Consider the following 13861-nt stretch of genomic DNA (forward strand, 5'->3'; position numbering starts at 1 on the left):
GCAAAGATCATGATGCAGCGGATCATCGCCTTTTCGGTCCATAGCCGCTGGCTGGTCGTCCTGCTGGTCGCGCTCGTCGGCGCGTTCGGCCTGTGGGCGCTCGCCCATCTGCCGATCGACGCCGTGCCCGACATCACCAATAATCAGGTGCAGATCAACGCGAACGCGCCCGCGCTCTCCGCCTTCGAGATGGAGAAGCAGGTCACTTATCCGATCGAGAACGCGCTCGCGGGCATTCCGGGCCTGGAATATACGCGGTCGCTGTCGCGTAACGGCTTCGCGCAGGTGACGGCGGTCTTCGCCGACGGGGTGGACATTTACTTCGCGCGCCAGCAGGTCAGCGAGCGCATCGCCCAGGCGCGCGAGGATTTTCCATCGCAGGTCGCCCTGCGCATGGGGCCGATCGCAACCGGCCTCTCCGAAATCTATATGTGGACCGTGCGCTATGCGGAGCCGCGCAAGCTCGCGAAGGAAGGCGATCCGGGCTGGCAAAAGGACGGGGCCTATCTCACGCCGGAAGGCGCGTCGCTCCGCACGCCGGTCGAGCAGGAATCTTATCTGCGCACCGTGCAGGACTGGATCATCCGTCCGCAGTTGCGCACCGTTCCGGGCGTCGCGGGCGTCGATTCGCTCGGCGGCTATATGCGCCAGTACCATGTGCAGCCCGACCCGGCGAAGCTCATGTCGCTCGGCCTCTCCTTCGGCGATCTCGCGGCGACGATTCAAAAAAACAATGTCAGCCGCGGCGCCGGCTATGTGGAGCGCAATGGCGAGGGCCTCGTCGTGCGCAGCGGCGGCCGCCTGGAGAATGTCGACGACATCGCCAATGTCGTGGCGACGACCCGGAACGGCGTGCCGGTGCGCGTGCGCGACATTGCGAACGTCTCGATCGGCAAGGAGCTGCGCACCGGCAGCGCCAGCTTGAATGGCGGGGAAGTCGTCATCGGCACGGCGCTCATGCTGATCGGCGCCAATAGCCGCACCGTCTCGGCCGCCGTCGACCAAAAAATGACGCAGATCGTCAAATCCCTGCCGCCCGGCGTCGAGGTGAAGACGATCCTCAACCGAACGCTGCTCGTCGACGCCACCATCAAGACCGTCGCCAAGAACCTCGCCGAGGGCGCCGGCCTCGTCATCCTCGTGCTCTTCGTGATGCTTGGCAATTTCCGCGCCGCGGTGGTGACGGCGACGGTCATTCCGGTGACCATGCTGTTCCTCGCCATCGGCATGTATCTCGGCAAGATCAGCGCGAATCTCATGAGTCTCGGCGCGCTGGATTTCGGCCTCATCGCCGACGGCGCGATCATCGTCGCCGAGAACAGCCTGCGCCGTCTCTCCGAGCGTCAGCACGCGGCGGGCCGCGCGCTGACGACCGACGAGCGGCTCGACACGGTCATCGACGCCGCCGTCGAAATGCGCCGTCCGACGGTCTATGGCCAGTCGATCATCATCCTCGTCTATCTTCCGATCCTGAGCTTCTCCGGCGTCGAGGGGAAGATGTTCCATCCGATGGCGATGACGGTCATCATCGCATTGCTCTCGGAATTCGTCCTGTCGCTCACCTTCTTCCCCGCCATGATCGCGCTCTTCGTCTCGGGCCATGGCGAAGAGCAGGAAAACGTCATCGTCAGGCGCCTGAAGCAACTCTACGAACCGGTGCTGCGCTGGGCGATGGGCGCGCCGGTCAAAGTGATGGCGATCGGCGTCGCCTCCTTCGTCCTCGCCGCGCTTCTCTATACGAGCCTCGGCCAGGAGTTCATTCCCAGGCTCGACGAGAAGAACCTCGCCATGCAAGCGAACCGCATTCCCAGCGCTTCGCTCACGCAGGCGCAGGCGATGCAGCTCGATATTGAAAACGCGATCCGCAAGCTGCCGCAGGTGGACTATGTCTTCTCCAAGACGGGCACGGCGGAGGTCGCGACCGATCCGATGCCGCCAAACCTGACCGACGTCTTCATCATGCTGAAGCCGGAGGATCAGTGGCCCGACCCGCATCTCTCCAAGGACAAGCTCATCGAGGAGATATCCGTCGCGATCGAGAAGCTTCCCGGCAACGCCTATGAATTCTCGCAGCCGATCCAGTTGCGCTTCAACGAGCTGCTCGCGGGCGTTCGCGGCGACATCGCGGTCAAAGTGTTCGGCGAGGATTTCGACGCCATGCTGAAGGCGGCGAACCAGATCGCCGCGATCCTGCGCTCGACGCCGGGCGCGGAAGACGTGAAGGTCGAGCAGGTCACGGGCCTCCCGGTTCTCGACATCAAGGTGGATAAGGCGGCGATTGCGCGTTACGGCCTCTCCCTCGGCGACGTGCAGGACACGATCGGCGCGGCGATCGGCGGCGAACCCGCCGGCATGATCTTCGAAGGCGATCGCCGCTTCCCGATTTTCGTGCGCCTGCGCGACAATCTGCGCGAGGACGCGACTGCGCTGGAGACGATCCCCGTCTCGCTGCCGCCGGACGCGCAGGGCCATGTCTCGACCGTGCAGCTCAAACAGGTCGCCAGCTTCTCGACAGCGGACGGGCAGAACCAGATCTCGCGCGAGAACGGCAAGCGGCGCGTCGTCGTCAGCGCCAATGTGCGCGGGCGCGACATCGCCTCCGTCGTCAATGGCGCGCGCGCCAAGGTCGACGCCAAGGTGCAGATCCCCGCGGGCTATTGGATCGAATGGGGCGGGCAGTTCGAAAATCTCGCGGCGGCGCGCGCGCGTCTGATGATCGTCGTGCCGATCTGCTTCTTCATGATCTTCCTTTTGCTTTATTCCGCGCTCGGTTCGGCGCGCGACGCGCTGCTCGTCTTCACGGCCGTGCCGCTCGCGCTCATCGGCGGCGTGCTGGCGCTCTGGCTGCGCGGCATGCCCATGTCGGTTTCTGCGGCGGTGGGCTTCATCGCGCTTTCCGGCGTCGCCGTGCTCAACGGCCTCGTGATGCGCACCTATATCCATCAGCTCATGGTGGGCGGCCTGCCCGAGCGCGAAGCGATCTTCAGGGGCGCCATGACGCGCCTGCGTCCCGTCGTGATGACGGCGCTCGTCGCGTCTCTCGGCTTCGTGCCGATGGCGCTCGCCACCTCGACCGGCGCGGAAGTGCAGCGGCCGATCGCGACCGTCGTCATTGGCGGGCTCATCAGCGCCACGCTCCTCACCCTCATCGTATTGCCGGCGCTCTACGCTTTCTTCGGCGGCGACGCGAAAGCGCTGAACGCCGCGCGCGCGAGGGAGGCCGTGTGAGAGACGCGCGCCGCGCATTCTTTCTGGCCGCCTGCCTGGCTGCGACGCCGGCGGGCGCCGAGACGCTGAACGGCGCGTTGCTGCGCGCCTATGACAATTCCCCGGTCATCAATTCCGGCCGCGCGGGCGTGCGCGCGCTGGATGAGAAAGTGCCGCAGGCGCTTTCCGGCATGCGGCCGCGCGCAAGCGCAGGCGCCTTTCTCGGCGCGCAGGACAATCGCGCCGTGACGCGGCAGATCGACGAGGACATCGCCGATCCGGCCGCCACGCGCGCCCTGACCAAGAGCATTCAGACCGGCGGGAGCATGCCGCGCTCGGCGCAGTTCTCGATCGAGCAGCCGATCTTCGACGGCTTCAAGACGAAAAACGCCACGCGCGCCGCCGAGACCAATGTTTTCGGGGGGCGCGAGAGATTGCGGCTCACCGAGCAGCGCGTGCTCTTCAACGCGGTCGCCGCCTATATGAATGTGCTGCGCGACACGGCTGCGCTGAAATTGCAGGAAAACAACGTCGCGGTGCTGACCGAGCAATTGCGCCAGACGCGCGAGCGCTACAATTACGGACAGATCACCCTGACCGACATCGCCCAGGCGGAGGCGCGGCTCGCCGCCGGGCAGTCGCTCGTCGGCCAGGCGCGCGCGGCGCTGGAGGCGAGCATCGGCGCCTATCGCCAGACGATCGGGGTCGACCCCAAAAAGCTGGCGCCCGGCGCCGCCGTCGACGCGCTGCTGCCGGGGACGCGCGAAGAGGTGGAGCGCATCGCGCAGGCGGAGCATCCGGTGATCCTCGCCGCCTTGCACGACGCCGACGCGGCCGATCTCGACATCAAGGTGATCGAGTCGGATTTCATGCCGAAATTCTCGATCGTCGGAAATGTCTTCACGCAGACCGACATGTCGGGGATCTACAACCGCAATATCGGCGCCTCGATCGGCGGGCGGCTCAACGTGCCGCTCTACGAAGGCGGCTTCACCTCCTCGCAGGTGAGAGAAGCCAAGGAAGTCGCCGGCCAGCGCAAATTCGACGTCGATGTCGCGCGCGCCGACGTCATCGCGCTGGTGCGCGGCAATTGGGGGGCGTTGCAGGCCGCCAAAACGCAGATCGCCGCCGCGCAAACGCAGATCGCCGCCGCGGAGCGCGCGCTCTATGGCGTGCGCGAAGAGGCGAAGGCGGGCCAGCGCACGACGCTCGACATTCTCAATGCGCAGGCCGAATTGCTCAATGCGCGCATCGGCCTCATCTACGCCCAGCGCGAACGCGTCGTCGCCTCCTACGCCGTGCTCGCCGCCATGGGGCGGCTCACGACGCGGACTCTGCATCTCGGCGACGCAAGGTACGATCCCTCGATCCATTACGATCAGATACGAGGTCTCTGGGGCGGAACGGATACGCCGGACGCCGGGCGTTGAAGACATTTCACGCAAAGCAAATTACTCTGCGGCGCAATCGCCCGACAGAAGGGCGGCGCAACGAAGAGGAAACGCAATGCGAGGCGCTTATCTGAAATTCTTTGCTCTGGCCGTCGCGGCGACGCCGCTCGCCGTCACGCCGGCCGCGGCGATCTGCTGGCTGGGCTGCGGCGATCCGACCGAGGCGCACGCCCGGAAGATCTTCGAAAATCTTCTGCCGCAGCGCTTCGACAAGCCCGGCAAGATTCTCGAATTCAAGCAGACAATGTCCGAAGCGCTTGAAATGCATGCGACCGGGGAGAAGGGCTACGAGATTTTCTTCAGCGGAAAGGTCCAGTTTCCGGAAGGCGCCAATCTCGAATGCAAGCCGGACGACGCCGGCAAAGTCAAGGACGGCTGTTCGTCGAGCAAGCATTATGTGACGGCCCCGCGCTCCTCGGATCCCAAGGGCAAGCAATATGTCCCCCCGGGCGAAACGGTCGTCTTCGAGGAGGAATATCGCTTCTACGAGGATTCGAACGGCTGGAAAGGCCCGGATGGGAACGTCTATCGGCAGTAAGCGAAAAATTATGGGCGCGCATGAACTGCGCGCCCCAAGATCGAAAGCCTCTCTTCGAGAGGAGGCCGCCGGACGATCTTACTTCAGCAGGTCCGAGTTCTGCGGGCAGCCGGCCTTCTCGTTGCAGGCCTGGAAGTTCGCGCGGAGTTCGTCCTTGTTGGCGCCGTAGTTCTGCTTGCGGGCCAGGTACTCGTCATAGCACTTCGACGCCGCCGCCGCCTGCTTGTCGTCGTCGGCCTTGCGGGTGTCGCAATCGGCGAAAGCCGGGGTCATCATGCCGGCAAACAGGGCCGCCGCCGTCACAAAGGCGAATTTCTTCATTTTCGTCGTTTCCTCTTCTCACAATTTTCGGATGTTCTTGCTTGCGCGGGCGTTGAACCCTCCCGCCGATCCAGTAACGGCCCCTCATATCGCGCCAAGCGGGGCGAACGATGGGGGAAGAATTGCCGTGTGTCAATCGCATGTCGCCAGCAGGACGTCTCCCGCCCGCCGCGGCGTCGCGGAGGGTGAGGACGGCGGCGCCGCTTTGATTTGAATAAAGAAAAAGGGCGCGCTGGTCGCGCGCCCCGATGATATTCGGCCGAAAGGAAAGACGCTTCAGAGGCCCTTCGAATTTTGCGGGCAGCCGCACTTCTCGTCGCAAGCCTTCTTGTTTCCCTTGATTTTATCCATGTCGGCGGTCCAGCCCTGCTGATCCTTCAGGAATTGGTCTTCGCATTTGGAGGCGCAGACAGCCTGATCGTCCTCGGCGTGGGTGTCGCAACTCGCAAAGGCCGGAGCGGCCATGGCCGCAAAGATAGCGATGGCCGTGAAAAGCGAGAACTTCTTCATCCTGACGTTTCCTCTATCTTCGATCTTATTTTTTAGCCGCCTGCGCCATTACTCGACACGCGCCGGCAAAGGCGGCGCGGGAGTTGGCGCAGGAGCGTCACGAAGATGACGCAGGAAAAACGAAGCGTCAACGATAGCACAGCCGTTTGACAGCTCCGTTACGAAGCAAGTTGTCGCAGGACGTAAGCCAGAATGCCGCCGTTTTTGAAGTATTCCAACTCGTCCAGCGTATCGATGCGCAGCAGAAGCGGCGTCGAGATCGTCTTGCCGTCAGGCGAGGCAATCTCCGCATAAAGCGTCTGGCGCGGAGACAGCCCCGCTTCCAATCCGCGAATAGCGACCGTTTCCTCGCCGGTGAGGCCAAGCGACGCCCAGCTGGCGCCGGCCTCGAAGGTCAAGGGCAGCACGCCCATGCCGACGAGATTGGAGCGGTGGATGCGCTCGAAGCTCTGCGCAATCACGGCCCGCACGCCGAGCAGCGCCGTGCCCTTGGCCGCCCAGTCGCGCGACGAGCCATTGCCATATTCGGAGCCGGCGAAGACGACGAGCGGCGCGCCCTCCTGCTGATAGCGCATCGCGGCGTCATAGATCGAAAGCGTCTCGCCGCCCGGATAATATTTTGTCAGGCCGCCCTCGGGCACGATTCCGTCGGCGGTCTTCATCATGTTGTTCTTGATGCGAATATTGGCGAAGGTGCCGCGCATCATCACTTCATGGTTGCCGCGCCGCGTGCCGTACTGATTGAAGTCGGCCTGCGCCACGCCATTGTCCATCAGCCATTTGCCCGCGGGCGAGGCGGCCTTGATGGAGCCCGCCGGGGAAATATGGTCGGTGGTGATCTTGTCGCCGAAGAGCGCGAGGATGCGCGCGCCGACAATGTCCTTGACGGGCCTCGGCTGTTTCGCGAGGCCGATAAAATAAGGCGGATTGCGCACATAGGTCGATTTGTCGTCCCAGGCGTATGTCTCGGCCTCCGGCGCCGCGACGGCGCGCCAATGCTGGTCGCCCGCAAAGACATTGGCGTAGGCGGCGCGGAAGAGGTCGCGCGTGACGTTCTGGCGGATGAAACTGTCGATCTCGGCGCTCGTGGGCCAGATGTCGCGCAGATAGACCGGCTTGCCGTCCGAGCCCTGGCCGAGCGGCTCCTTCGTGAGGTCGGTCGCGACCGTTCCGGCGAGCGCGAAGGCGACGACGAGCGGCGGCGAGGCGAGATAATTGGCCTGCACGTCGGGGTTCACGCGACCTTCAAAATTGCGGTTGCCGGAAAGGACCGACGCCGCGACGAGGTCGTGTTGACTGATCGTCTTCGAGACCGGAGCCGGCAGCGGGCCGGAATTGCCGATGCAGGTCGTGCAGCCGAAGCCGACGAGATTGAAACCCAGTTCGTCGAGCGATTTCTGCAGGCCGGAATTGGCGAGATATTGCCCCACCACCTGGCTTCCGGGCGCGAGCGAGGTCTTCACCCAGGGCTTGACTTTCAGCCCCTTGGCGACGGCGTTGCGGGCGAGGAGGCCCGCGCCGATCAGCACGCTCGGATTTGACGTATTGGTGCAGGAGGTGATCGCGGCGATCACCACATCGCCATGGCCGAGATCGTAATTCGTCCCCTCGACCTTATGGCGCGGGCCGAGACCGCCCTCTTTCTTATACTCGCCGGCGAGCGCCGTCTCGAAAGCCTTGCCCACCTCCTCGAGCGGGACGCGGCCCTCCGGGCGCTTGGGGCCGGCGAGCGACGGGGCGACGTCGGCAAGGTCAAGCGCGAGCGCGTCGGTGAATTCCGGATCGGGCGAGGCGGCGGTGCGCAGCATGCCCTGCGCCTCCGTATAGGCCTCGATCAAGGCGATGCGCTCGGCGGCGCGGCCGGAGGTGTTGAGATAAGCGAGCGTCTCGGCGTCGACGGGGAAGAAGCCGCAGGTCGCGCCATATTCCGGCGCCATATTGGCGATGGTGGCGCGGTCGGCGAGCGAGAGATGGTTGAGCCCCTCGCCATAGAACTCCACGAATTTTCCGACGACGCCCTTTTTGCGCAGCATTTGCGTGACGGTGAGGACCACGTCGGTCGCGGTGACGCCCTCCTTCGGCGCGCCCGTCAGTTTGAAGCCGATGACTTCCGGCGCGAGCATGGAGAGCGGCTGGCCCAGCATGGCCGCCTCCGCCTCGATGCCGCCGACGCCCCAGCCGAGCACGGCGAGGCCGTTGACCATGGTCGTGTGCGAATCGGTGCCGACGAGCGTATCGGGATAAGCGACCTCGATCCCGTCCTCGGCGCGGCTCCAGATCGTCTGCGCCAGATATTCGAGATTGACCTGATGGCAGATGCCGGTGCCGGGCGGCACGACGCGGAAATTGTCGAAGGCCGACTGGCCCCATTTCAGAAAGCGATAGCGCTCGCCATTGCGCTGATATTCGAACTCGACATTCTGCTCGAAAGCCTTGGGCGTCCCGAATTCGTCGACGATCACCGAATGGTCGATGACAAGGTCGACGGGCACCAGCGGATTGATCTTCTGCGGATCGCCGCCAAGCGCCACCATCGCGTCGCGCATGGCGGCGAGATCGACGACGGCCGGAACGCCGGTGAAGTCCTGCATCAGCACGCGGGCCGGGGAAAAGGCGATTTCGCGCTCCGTCTTGCCCTTCTCGGTCAGCCATTTCGCGAAGGAGAGGATCGTGTCCTTCGTGACCCAGCGGCCGTCCTCGTTGCGCAGCAGATTTTCGAGCACGACCTTGAGCGAATAAGGCAGCTTCGAGACGCCCGCCAGCCCGTTAGCCTCCGCCGCCTTCAGCGAGAAATAGTCATAGCTCTTGTCGCCCACGACGAGCTTCTGGCGGGACTGGAAACTATCGACCGATGTCATGAGGCTGTCCTTGCAGACGGTAGGAAAGGCGAAGCCTTTCTAGAAAATTCCATGCCACGGGCACAAGCGGCTAGATAGGTCAATGCCGCCGTTCGGCACGCAGCGGCCGCTCCTCCATTCGCGCCATGAAAGCGAAGGAAAGCAACATGCAGATGGCGAGGGCGACGAAGACCAGGCGAAAGCTGCCGACGAGACGCGCGATTTCCTCAGGCGAGAGCTTCGTCTCGGCGATGTAACTGGCGCGCCCCCCGCCGAGCGCCAAGGCGCCGAAAAGGGCGACGATCAAAGCCGCGCCGAGCTGCCGGAAGAATTGGGTCGTCGCCGTGCCGGTGCCGAGATCGCGAGCGTCCACGGCGTTTTGCACCGAGACCGTGGCGACCGGCAACATGGTTCCGACGCCGAGCGTCACGACGGTGAGCAGCGCGTTGAGCGTGACGAAGGACGTCCGGTCCGCCATCCACGCGGCGGCGCCCGCCGCGACCGCGCCGGCGCCGAGCCCCAGAAGCGGCGCGATCTTATAATGGGAGACCGTCGCCATCATGCGGCCCGAAACCGTGGCGCCGATGACGGTCGCGACCATGAGCGGGATCAAGACGAGGCCGGAATCATGGGCGCTGAGGCCCATGGCGGTCTCGTAATAAATCGGCATGACGACGGAGAGGGCGACGAAGGAGCCGAGACCGAAAGAGCTGGAGGCGATGGCGTCGCGCACGATCCGCAAGTTCAGAATTCGCATCGGGATCAGCGGTTCTTCGGCGGTGCGGGTGCGCCACGCGAAAGCGGCCCAGAAGCAGGCGGAGAGAGCGAGAAGCCCGATAATGGGCGCCGAGGCCCAGGGATAGCGCGTCCCGCCCCAGCCAAGGCCCAGCACCATCGCGCCCGAGGCGGTGACTAGAAAAGCGGCGCCCGGATAGTCGACGCTATGCGGATGGCGCCGCTCGGGCAGGCGCTTGAGACGGGCGTTCACGATCAGCAGCGCGGCGAGGCCGAGCGGCGCATTGATCCAGAAGATCAGCGACCAATGCAGATATTGCGCAAAAAAGCCGCCCAGCGCGGGGCCCGCGACGCTGGAGGTTACGAAGACCGCCGCAAAGGAGGTCTGGTAGCGGCCGCGCTCACGCGGGGAGACGAGGTCCGCGACGACGGTCTGCGAGAGCGCGATCAGCCCGCCGCCGCCCATGCCCTGCAGGAATCGCGCGGCCGCCAGCGCCGTAATGTTCGGCGCGAGCGCGCAGGCGACGGAGCCGATGACGAAGGTCGCGACGCCGATCAGGATGACGATGCGGCGGCCGTGAATATCGGCGAATTTGCCGTAGAGCGGCGTCACCACCGTCGCTGCGACGAGATAGGCGGTGACGATCCAGGGCAGGTTCTCGGGCTCGCCGAGATCGGCGCCGATGGTCGGCATGGCGGTGACGACGATGGTCTGATCCAGCGCCGAGAGCAGCATGGCGAGCCCAAGCCCGACCATTACTTGACGCATTTCGGCGGGGGCGGGCTGCTGTGCGTCGTCTTTCATCTGGAATCTGGATCTCCTGGCCCCGCCACGTCATAGCCTGTTTCGATCAAAGCCAAAAATGCGGCGGGCTCCCTCACATCGGCGAAAAGCGGGTCGTCGGCGCGATCCGGCCGCGCGAGCACGAGGGTGCGCAGCTTCTCCTCCGACGCGACTGCGCGCGGCGGGACGCCCAGCCGTTTGGCGATCCGAAGCCGCTCAGCCAGCAGGGCTTTCAGTAGCCGCATGTCGGCGACGGTGAGCGGATGTTCCGGCGTCGCAGTTGATTCAAAGAGAGGCTCCTCCGGCGGGGCGGGCTCCGCCGCCGCCTCTTCGATCCCTTCGCCCATCGCATGCGCCAGGCGGCTTTCAGCCGCGACGCGCCACCCCATCGCCGCCGCTTGCGCCCGGCGCGGCCAGGCGAGCGGGCCGCCGCGGCAGTGATCGCATTTGCCGCAAGGCGCGCTTGCTTCTCCGAATTCGGCGAGCAGGGTCTGGAAGCGGCAGGCGGGCGTCACGCAGAGCCGGGCCATGGCTTTGCGGCGGGCGTAATCGCCGGCGGCGGCCTCGTTTTCTTCGGGAAGGTCGGGCGTGCGCCAGCGCAGAGCGAGGTCGCGCGGATCGAACAGCGCCAGCATGCGCGCCGGCGCGCCGTCGCGGCCCGCACGGCCGATCTCCTGATAATAACCCTCGATCGAGCTGGGGATGTCGGCGTGGATCACGAAGCGAACGTCCGGCTTGTCCACGCCCATGCCGAAGGCGATGGTGGCGACCATGACGACGCCTTTCCGCGCGAAAAACGCGTCCTGATGGGCGCTTCGCGTATAGGCGTCGAGACCGGCGTGATAGGGCAGCGCGTCGAGCCCGAGCCGCGCGAGATCGGCGGCCAGCAGATCGGCCATGCGGCGGGAGTTGCAATAGACGATCCCGCTCTCCTGCCCTCGCCCGATGAAATCGACGATCTGCCGCAGCCCCGCGCGCTTGCGCCGGAAAGAGAGGGAGAGGTTGGGCCGCGCGAATGAGCGAATGAAAACATCCGGCTCCCGCGCGAAAAGGTTGCGGCGTATGTCGTCCCGCGTGCGGGGGCCGGCGGTGGCGGTGACGGCGAGGACCGGCGCGCCGAGCTTTTTGGCGATCTCGCCCAGGCCGCGATAGTCGGGCCGGAAGTCATGGCCCCAATGCGAGACGCAATGAGCCTCGTCGACCGCGAAGAGCCTCACGCGGTTTTTGCGCAGCAAATTTTGCGCGCCCTCCGTCGCGAGCCGTTCCGGCGCGGCGTAAAGCAGGCGCGTCCGCCCGCTCGAGACGGCTTCGAAAGCGGCGAGCGCTTCGGCCTCATCCTGTCCGGAATGAAGCGCAACGGCGGGCAGGCCCTTGTCTTCCAGCGCCCGCAACTGGTCGCGCATCAGCGCGATGAGCGGCGAGGCGACGACGACGAGACCCGGCTCGGCGGCCGCAGGAAGCTGATAAAGCAGGGATTTGCCCGAGCCTGTCGGCATCACGGCGAGCGCGTCGCGGCCCGCGAGCACGGCCTCGATCACCTCCCATTGACCCGGCAGAAAGTCGGCGAAGCCAAAAATGCTGCGCAGCAATTGCTGCGCGTCGGGCATCCTCAGGGGCGTCACGCCAGGCCTTTTTCCAGGAGCGCCTCGGCGATCTCACGCCATTCCTCGCCGAGCCTTCCCCGATGCGGCGGCCTCCCGGCGCGTCGATACCAATAGTCTGCGTTCCAGGCGTCGCCTTCCTTGCGATGGAGATAGGCGTGAACCCACATGGCGTCCGGCGTCGACAATTGGTCGACGCATTTATGCGCGAGGTCCCACTCCCCGCGGGCGTCGAGCCATAAAGCGCGCAAGGCCGGGTCGGCGGGAGCCGCGTCGTCCCGCTCGATCGCGCCAAGAAAATCCTCTATCGAGACCGTCACGATCCGCCCGCCAATTGACGCCATTATGGCTCAACGGCCGCGACGGCGCCACGCCGCGCATTGACAGGCCCGCCGTCGCTTGGGCATTTGCGGGCGAACCCGCGAGAGGCCCTTGATGACCGAAAGCGTTGCTCAAAACCCGTTTCCAAGTCCCTGCAACAAGATCTGCACGCTCAATCCGAACGGGATCTGCGTCGGCTGCGGCCGCTCGCGCGCGGAGATCGGCGGCTGGACGCAGTTCTCGGACGCCGAGAAGAAACAGGTCGTCCATCGCGCCAAAGCCCGCCTCGACGCCATGGGCGGCGCGGAGGGGCCGGCGAAAGTAAAGGCTTAAAAAGCGCGCCCGCGATCCGCCGATTTCCGGCGCCTGCCGCCTCAGAGCCGCTCCAGCGTCGATTCGGCGCTCGAAACCGTGGTCACGCTCGAATTTTCCTCCACATTGATCCATTCGACGACGCCGTCCTTGACGACCGCCGAATAGCGCTTGCCGCGGACGCCGAGGCCGAAATCGTTGAGATCCAGCTCGACTCCCATCGCCCTGGCGAGCACGGCGGAGCCGTCGGCGAGACCGTCGATCTTGCCGGCCGCGCCGCGATCCTTCAGCCAGGCGTCGAGCGTGAAAATATCGTTCACCGCCGTCACCGCCACGGCGTCCACGCCTTTGGCTTTCAGCGCGTCGAAATGTTCGACGAAGCCGGGCAGATGCTTGGCGTGGCAGGTCGGGGTGAAGGCGCCGGGCACGGAGAAAAGCGCAATTTTGCGGCCCTTGAAATAATCGGCGGTCTTGATCGGCTCCGGGCCGTTCTTGCCCATGATCGTGACGGTGACGTCCGGAATTTTGTCGCCTGCTTGGATGGTCATGCCCTGTCTCGCTTGTGTCGGCGGGTGAAGCTCCCTTTACTTAGCGCGTTTTCCGCCTCTGTCGCCCGCAAAGGCGTCGCTTTCCAGAACTTCGTCGCCATCCGCCCCGGGGCGGCGCCGCAAGGGCGCTTGTAGCCGTCCTCGATGCGATGCAACATGCGCCCCGCGGCGACTCGATGGAGCGCGCCCTTCTGGGAGAAAAATGCAATGGCCAATACGCAAGGACCGGATGGGAACCCCCCATCCGCCTGGGTTTGGAGCCAATATCGCGGCGTGCAGTCGGAGAAGGCCTCGGCCCAGGAAATTCACGCCAGCGAATCCCACGCCGACGAATCCCACGCCGACGAATCCCATGCCGACGAAGCCCATGCCGACGCGCCGGGGAGCGCTCCCGCGGATCAGCCGGCGCCCAAGAATCCCACAATGATCGGCCTCGGCGTCGCGGCTGCGGTGATCGTCATCGCCGGGTTGACCTGGCTCTTCACGTCCAGGCCGGCCTCCGCTCCGGCGGAGCCGCCGGCGTCCGAAACCCAGGCGGCTCCCCAGAAAAGCGAAGAGGCGGTCCCGGAGCCGGCTCCTCCGTCCGCTCAATCCGCCCCCGAGCAGGCGCCCGCCGCCGCGACTCCGGCGCAAGAGCCGCCAAAGGCGGCCGAACCCGCGCCGACGCATCACGTCAAAAAGAAGCATCGGTAAAAG

The 13861-nt window shown here is 65.3% G+C and carries 12 protein-coding genes; 5 read left to right on the plus strand and 7 right to left on the minus strand.

Features of this window, described 5'->3' with window-relative positions; translation table 11 throughout:
- Positions 1-9 precede the first annotated feature (9 nt).
- From MMG94_RS14155 to MMG94_RS14165, 3 genes are all read left to right on the plus strand, one after another.
- A complete protein-coding gene (locus MMG94_RS14155; RefSeq protein ID WP_016918496.1) occupies positions 10-3228 on the plus strand; it encodes an efflux RND transporter permease subunit in 3219 nt (1072 codons plus the stop codon).
- Positions 3225-4637: a TolC family outer membrane protein gene (locus MMG94_RS14160; RefSeq protein ID WP_016918495.1), complete on the plus strand. Its 1413-nt coding sequence runs from the start codon at positions 3225-3227 to the stop codon at positions 4635-4637. Before MMG94_RS14155 ends, MMG94_RS14160 begins: the two co-directional genes overlap by 4 nt.
- A 76-nt stretch (positions 4638-4713) precedes the next feature.
- A complete protein-coding gene (locus MMG94_RS14165) occupies positions 4714-5196 on the plus strand; it encodes a hypothetical protein (RefSeq protein WP_016918494.1) in 483 nt (160 codons plus the stop codon).
- 78 nt (positions 5197-5274) lie between these two features.
- On the opposite strand, the gene MMG94_RS14170 is transcribed toward MMG94_RS14165, so the two are convergent.
- From MMG94_RS14170 to MMG94_RS14195, 6 genes are all read right to left on the minus strand, one after another.
- Positions 5275-5517 carry a hypothetical protein gene (locus tag MMG94_RS14170; RefSeq protein ID WP_016918493.1) on the minus strand — a complete coding sequence of 81 codons (243 nt, stop codon included), beginning with the start codon at positions 5515-5517 and terminating at the stop codon, positions 5275-5277.
- A 276-nt stretch (positions 5518-5793) separates the two neighbouring features.
- Positions 5794-6027 (minus strand): hypothetical protein, encoded by a 234-nt coding sequence (locus MMG94_RS14175; RefSeq protein ID WP_016918492.1) that lies wholly within the window; start codon positions 6025-6027, stop codon positions 5794-5796.
- Between the two features lie 158 nt (positions 6028-6185).
- Positions 6186-8885 (minus strand): aconitate hydratase AcnA, encoded by a 2700-nt coding sequence (gene acnA / locus MMG94_RS14180; protein WP_016918491.1) that lies wholly within the window; start codon positions 8883-8885, stop codon positions 6186-6188.
- A 79-nt stretch (positions 8886-8964) separates the two neighbouring features.
- Positions 8965-10404, minus strand: coding sequence for an MDR family MFS transporter (locus MMG94_RS14185; RefSeq protein ID WP_016918490.1), 1440 nt, complete (start codon positions 10402-10404; stop codon positions 8965-8967).
- Positions 10401-11990 (minus strand): RecQ family ATP-dependent DNA helicase, encoded by a 1590-nt coding sequence (locus MMG94_RS14190; protein ID WP_016918489.1) that lies wholly within the window; start codon positions 11988-11990, stop codon positions 10401-10403. Before MMG94_RS14190 ends, MMG94_RS14185 begins: the two co-directional genes overlap by 4 nt.
- An 11-nt stretch (positions 11991-12001) precedes the next feature.
- Positions 12002-12328: a hypothetical protein gene (locus MMG94_RS14195; protein ID WP_016918488.1), complete on the minus strand. Its 327-nt coding sequence runs from the start codon at positions 12326-12328 to the stop codon at positions 12002-12004.
- 91 nt (positions 12329-12419) lie between these two features.
- Between MMG94_RS14195 and MMG94_RS14200 the strand changes: the two genes are divergently transcribed.
- Complete coding sequence (locus MMG94_RS14200; RefSeq protein ID WP_016918487.1) at positions 12420-12638, plus strand: DUF1289 domain-containing protein; 219 nt, start codon at positions 12420-12422, stop codon at positions 12636-12638.
- Positions 12639-12679: 41 nt separating this feature from the next.
- Here the strand turns inward: MMG94_RS14200 and MMG94_RS14205 are convergent, their stop codons facing one another.
- Entirely contained in the window at positions 12680-13165 is a 486-nt protein-coding gene (locus tag MMG94_RS14205; protein WP_016918486.1) for a peroxiredoxin, read from the minus strand.
- 207 nt (positions 13166-13372) lie between these two features.
- Here MMG94_RS14205 and MMG94_RS14210 point away from each other — a divergent pair, with 207 nt between their 5' ends.
- Positions 13373-13858, plus strand: a complete 486-nt coding sequence (locus MMG94_RS14210) for a hypothetical protein (RefSeq protein WP_154419717.1) — start codon at positions 13373-13375, stop codon at positions 13856-13858.
- Positions 13859-13861: the final 3 nt, after the last annotated feature.

It is taken from the genome of Methylocystis parvus OBBP (assembly GCF_027571405.1).
Taxonomy (GTDB): domain Bacteria; phylum Pseudomonadota; class Alphaproteobacteria; order Rhizobiales; family Beijerinckiaceae; genus Methylocystis; species Methylocystis parva.

Coding starts and splice junctions, on each gene's coding strand:
- MMG94_RS14195 (WP_016918488.1), bottom strand. CDS start 12,328: ATGGCGTCAATTGGCGGGCGGATCGTGACGGTCTCGATAGAGGATTTT.
- MMG94_RS14210 (WP_154419717.1), top strand. CDS start 13,373: ATGGCCAATACGCAAGGACCGGATGGGAACCCCCCATCCGCCTGGGTT.
- acnA (WP_016918491.1), bottom strand. CDS start 8,885: ATGACATCGGTCGATAGTTTCCAGTCCCGCCAGAAGCTCGTCGTGGGC.
- MMG94_RS14165 (WP_016918494.1), top strand. CDS start 4,714: ATGCGAGGCGCTTATCTGAAATTCTTTGCTCTGGCCGTCGCGGCGACG.
- MMG94_RS14170 (WP_016918493.1), bottom strand. CDS start 5,517: ATGAAGAAATTCGCCTTTGTGACGGCGGCGGCCCTGTTTGCCGGCATG.
- MMG94_RS14175 (WP_016918492.1), bottom strand. CDS start 6,027: ATGAAGAAGTTCTCGCTTTTCACGGCCATCGCTATCTTTGCGGCCATG.
- MMG94_RS14155 (WP_016918496.1), top strand. CDS start 10: ATGATGCAGCGGATCATCGCCTTTTCGGTCCATAGCCGCTGGCTGGTC.
- MMG94_RS14190 (WP_016918489.1), bottom strand. CDS start 11,990: ATGCCCGACGCGCAGCAATTGCTGCGCAGCATTTTTGGCTTCGCCGAC.
- MMG94_RS14205 (WP_016918486.1), bottom strand. CDS start 13,165: ATGACCATCCAAGCAGGCGACAAAATTCCGGACGTCACCGTCACGATC.
- MMG94_RS14185 (WP_016918490.1), bottom strand. CDS start 10,404: ATGAAAGACGACGCACAGCAGCCCGCCCCCGCCGAAATGCGTCAAGTA.
- MMG94_RS14200 (WP_016918487.1), top strand. CDS start 12,420: ATGACCGAAAGCGTTGCTCAAAACCCGTTTCCAAGTCCCTGCAACAAG.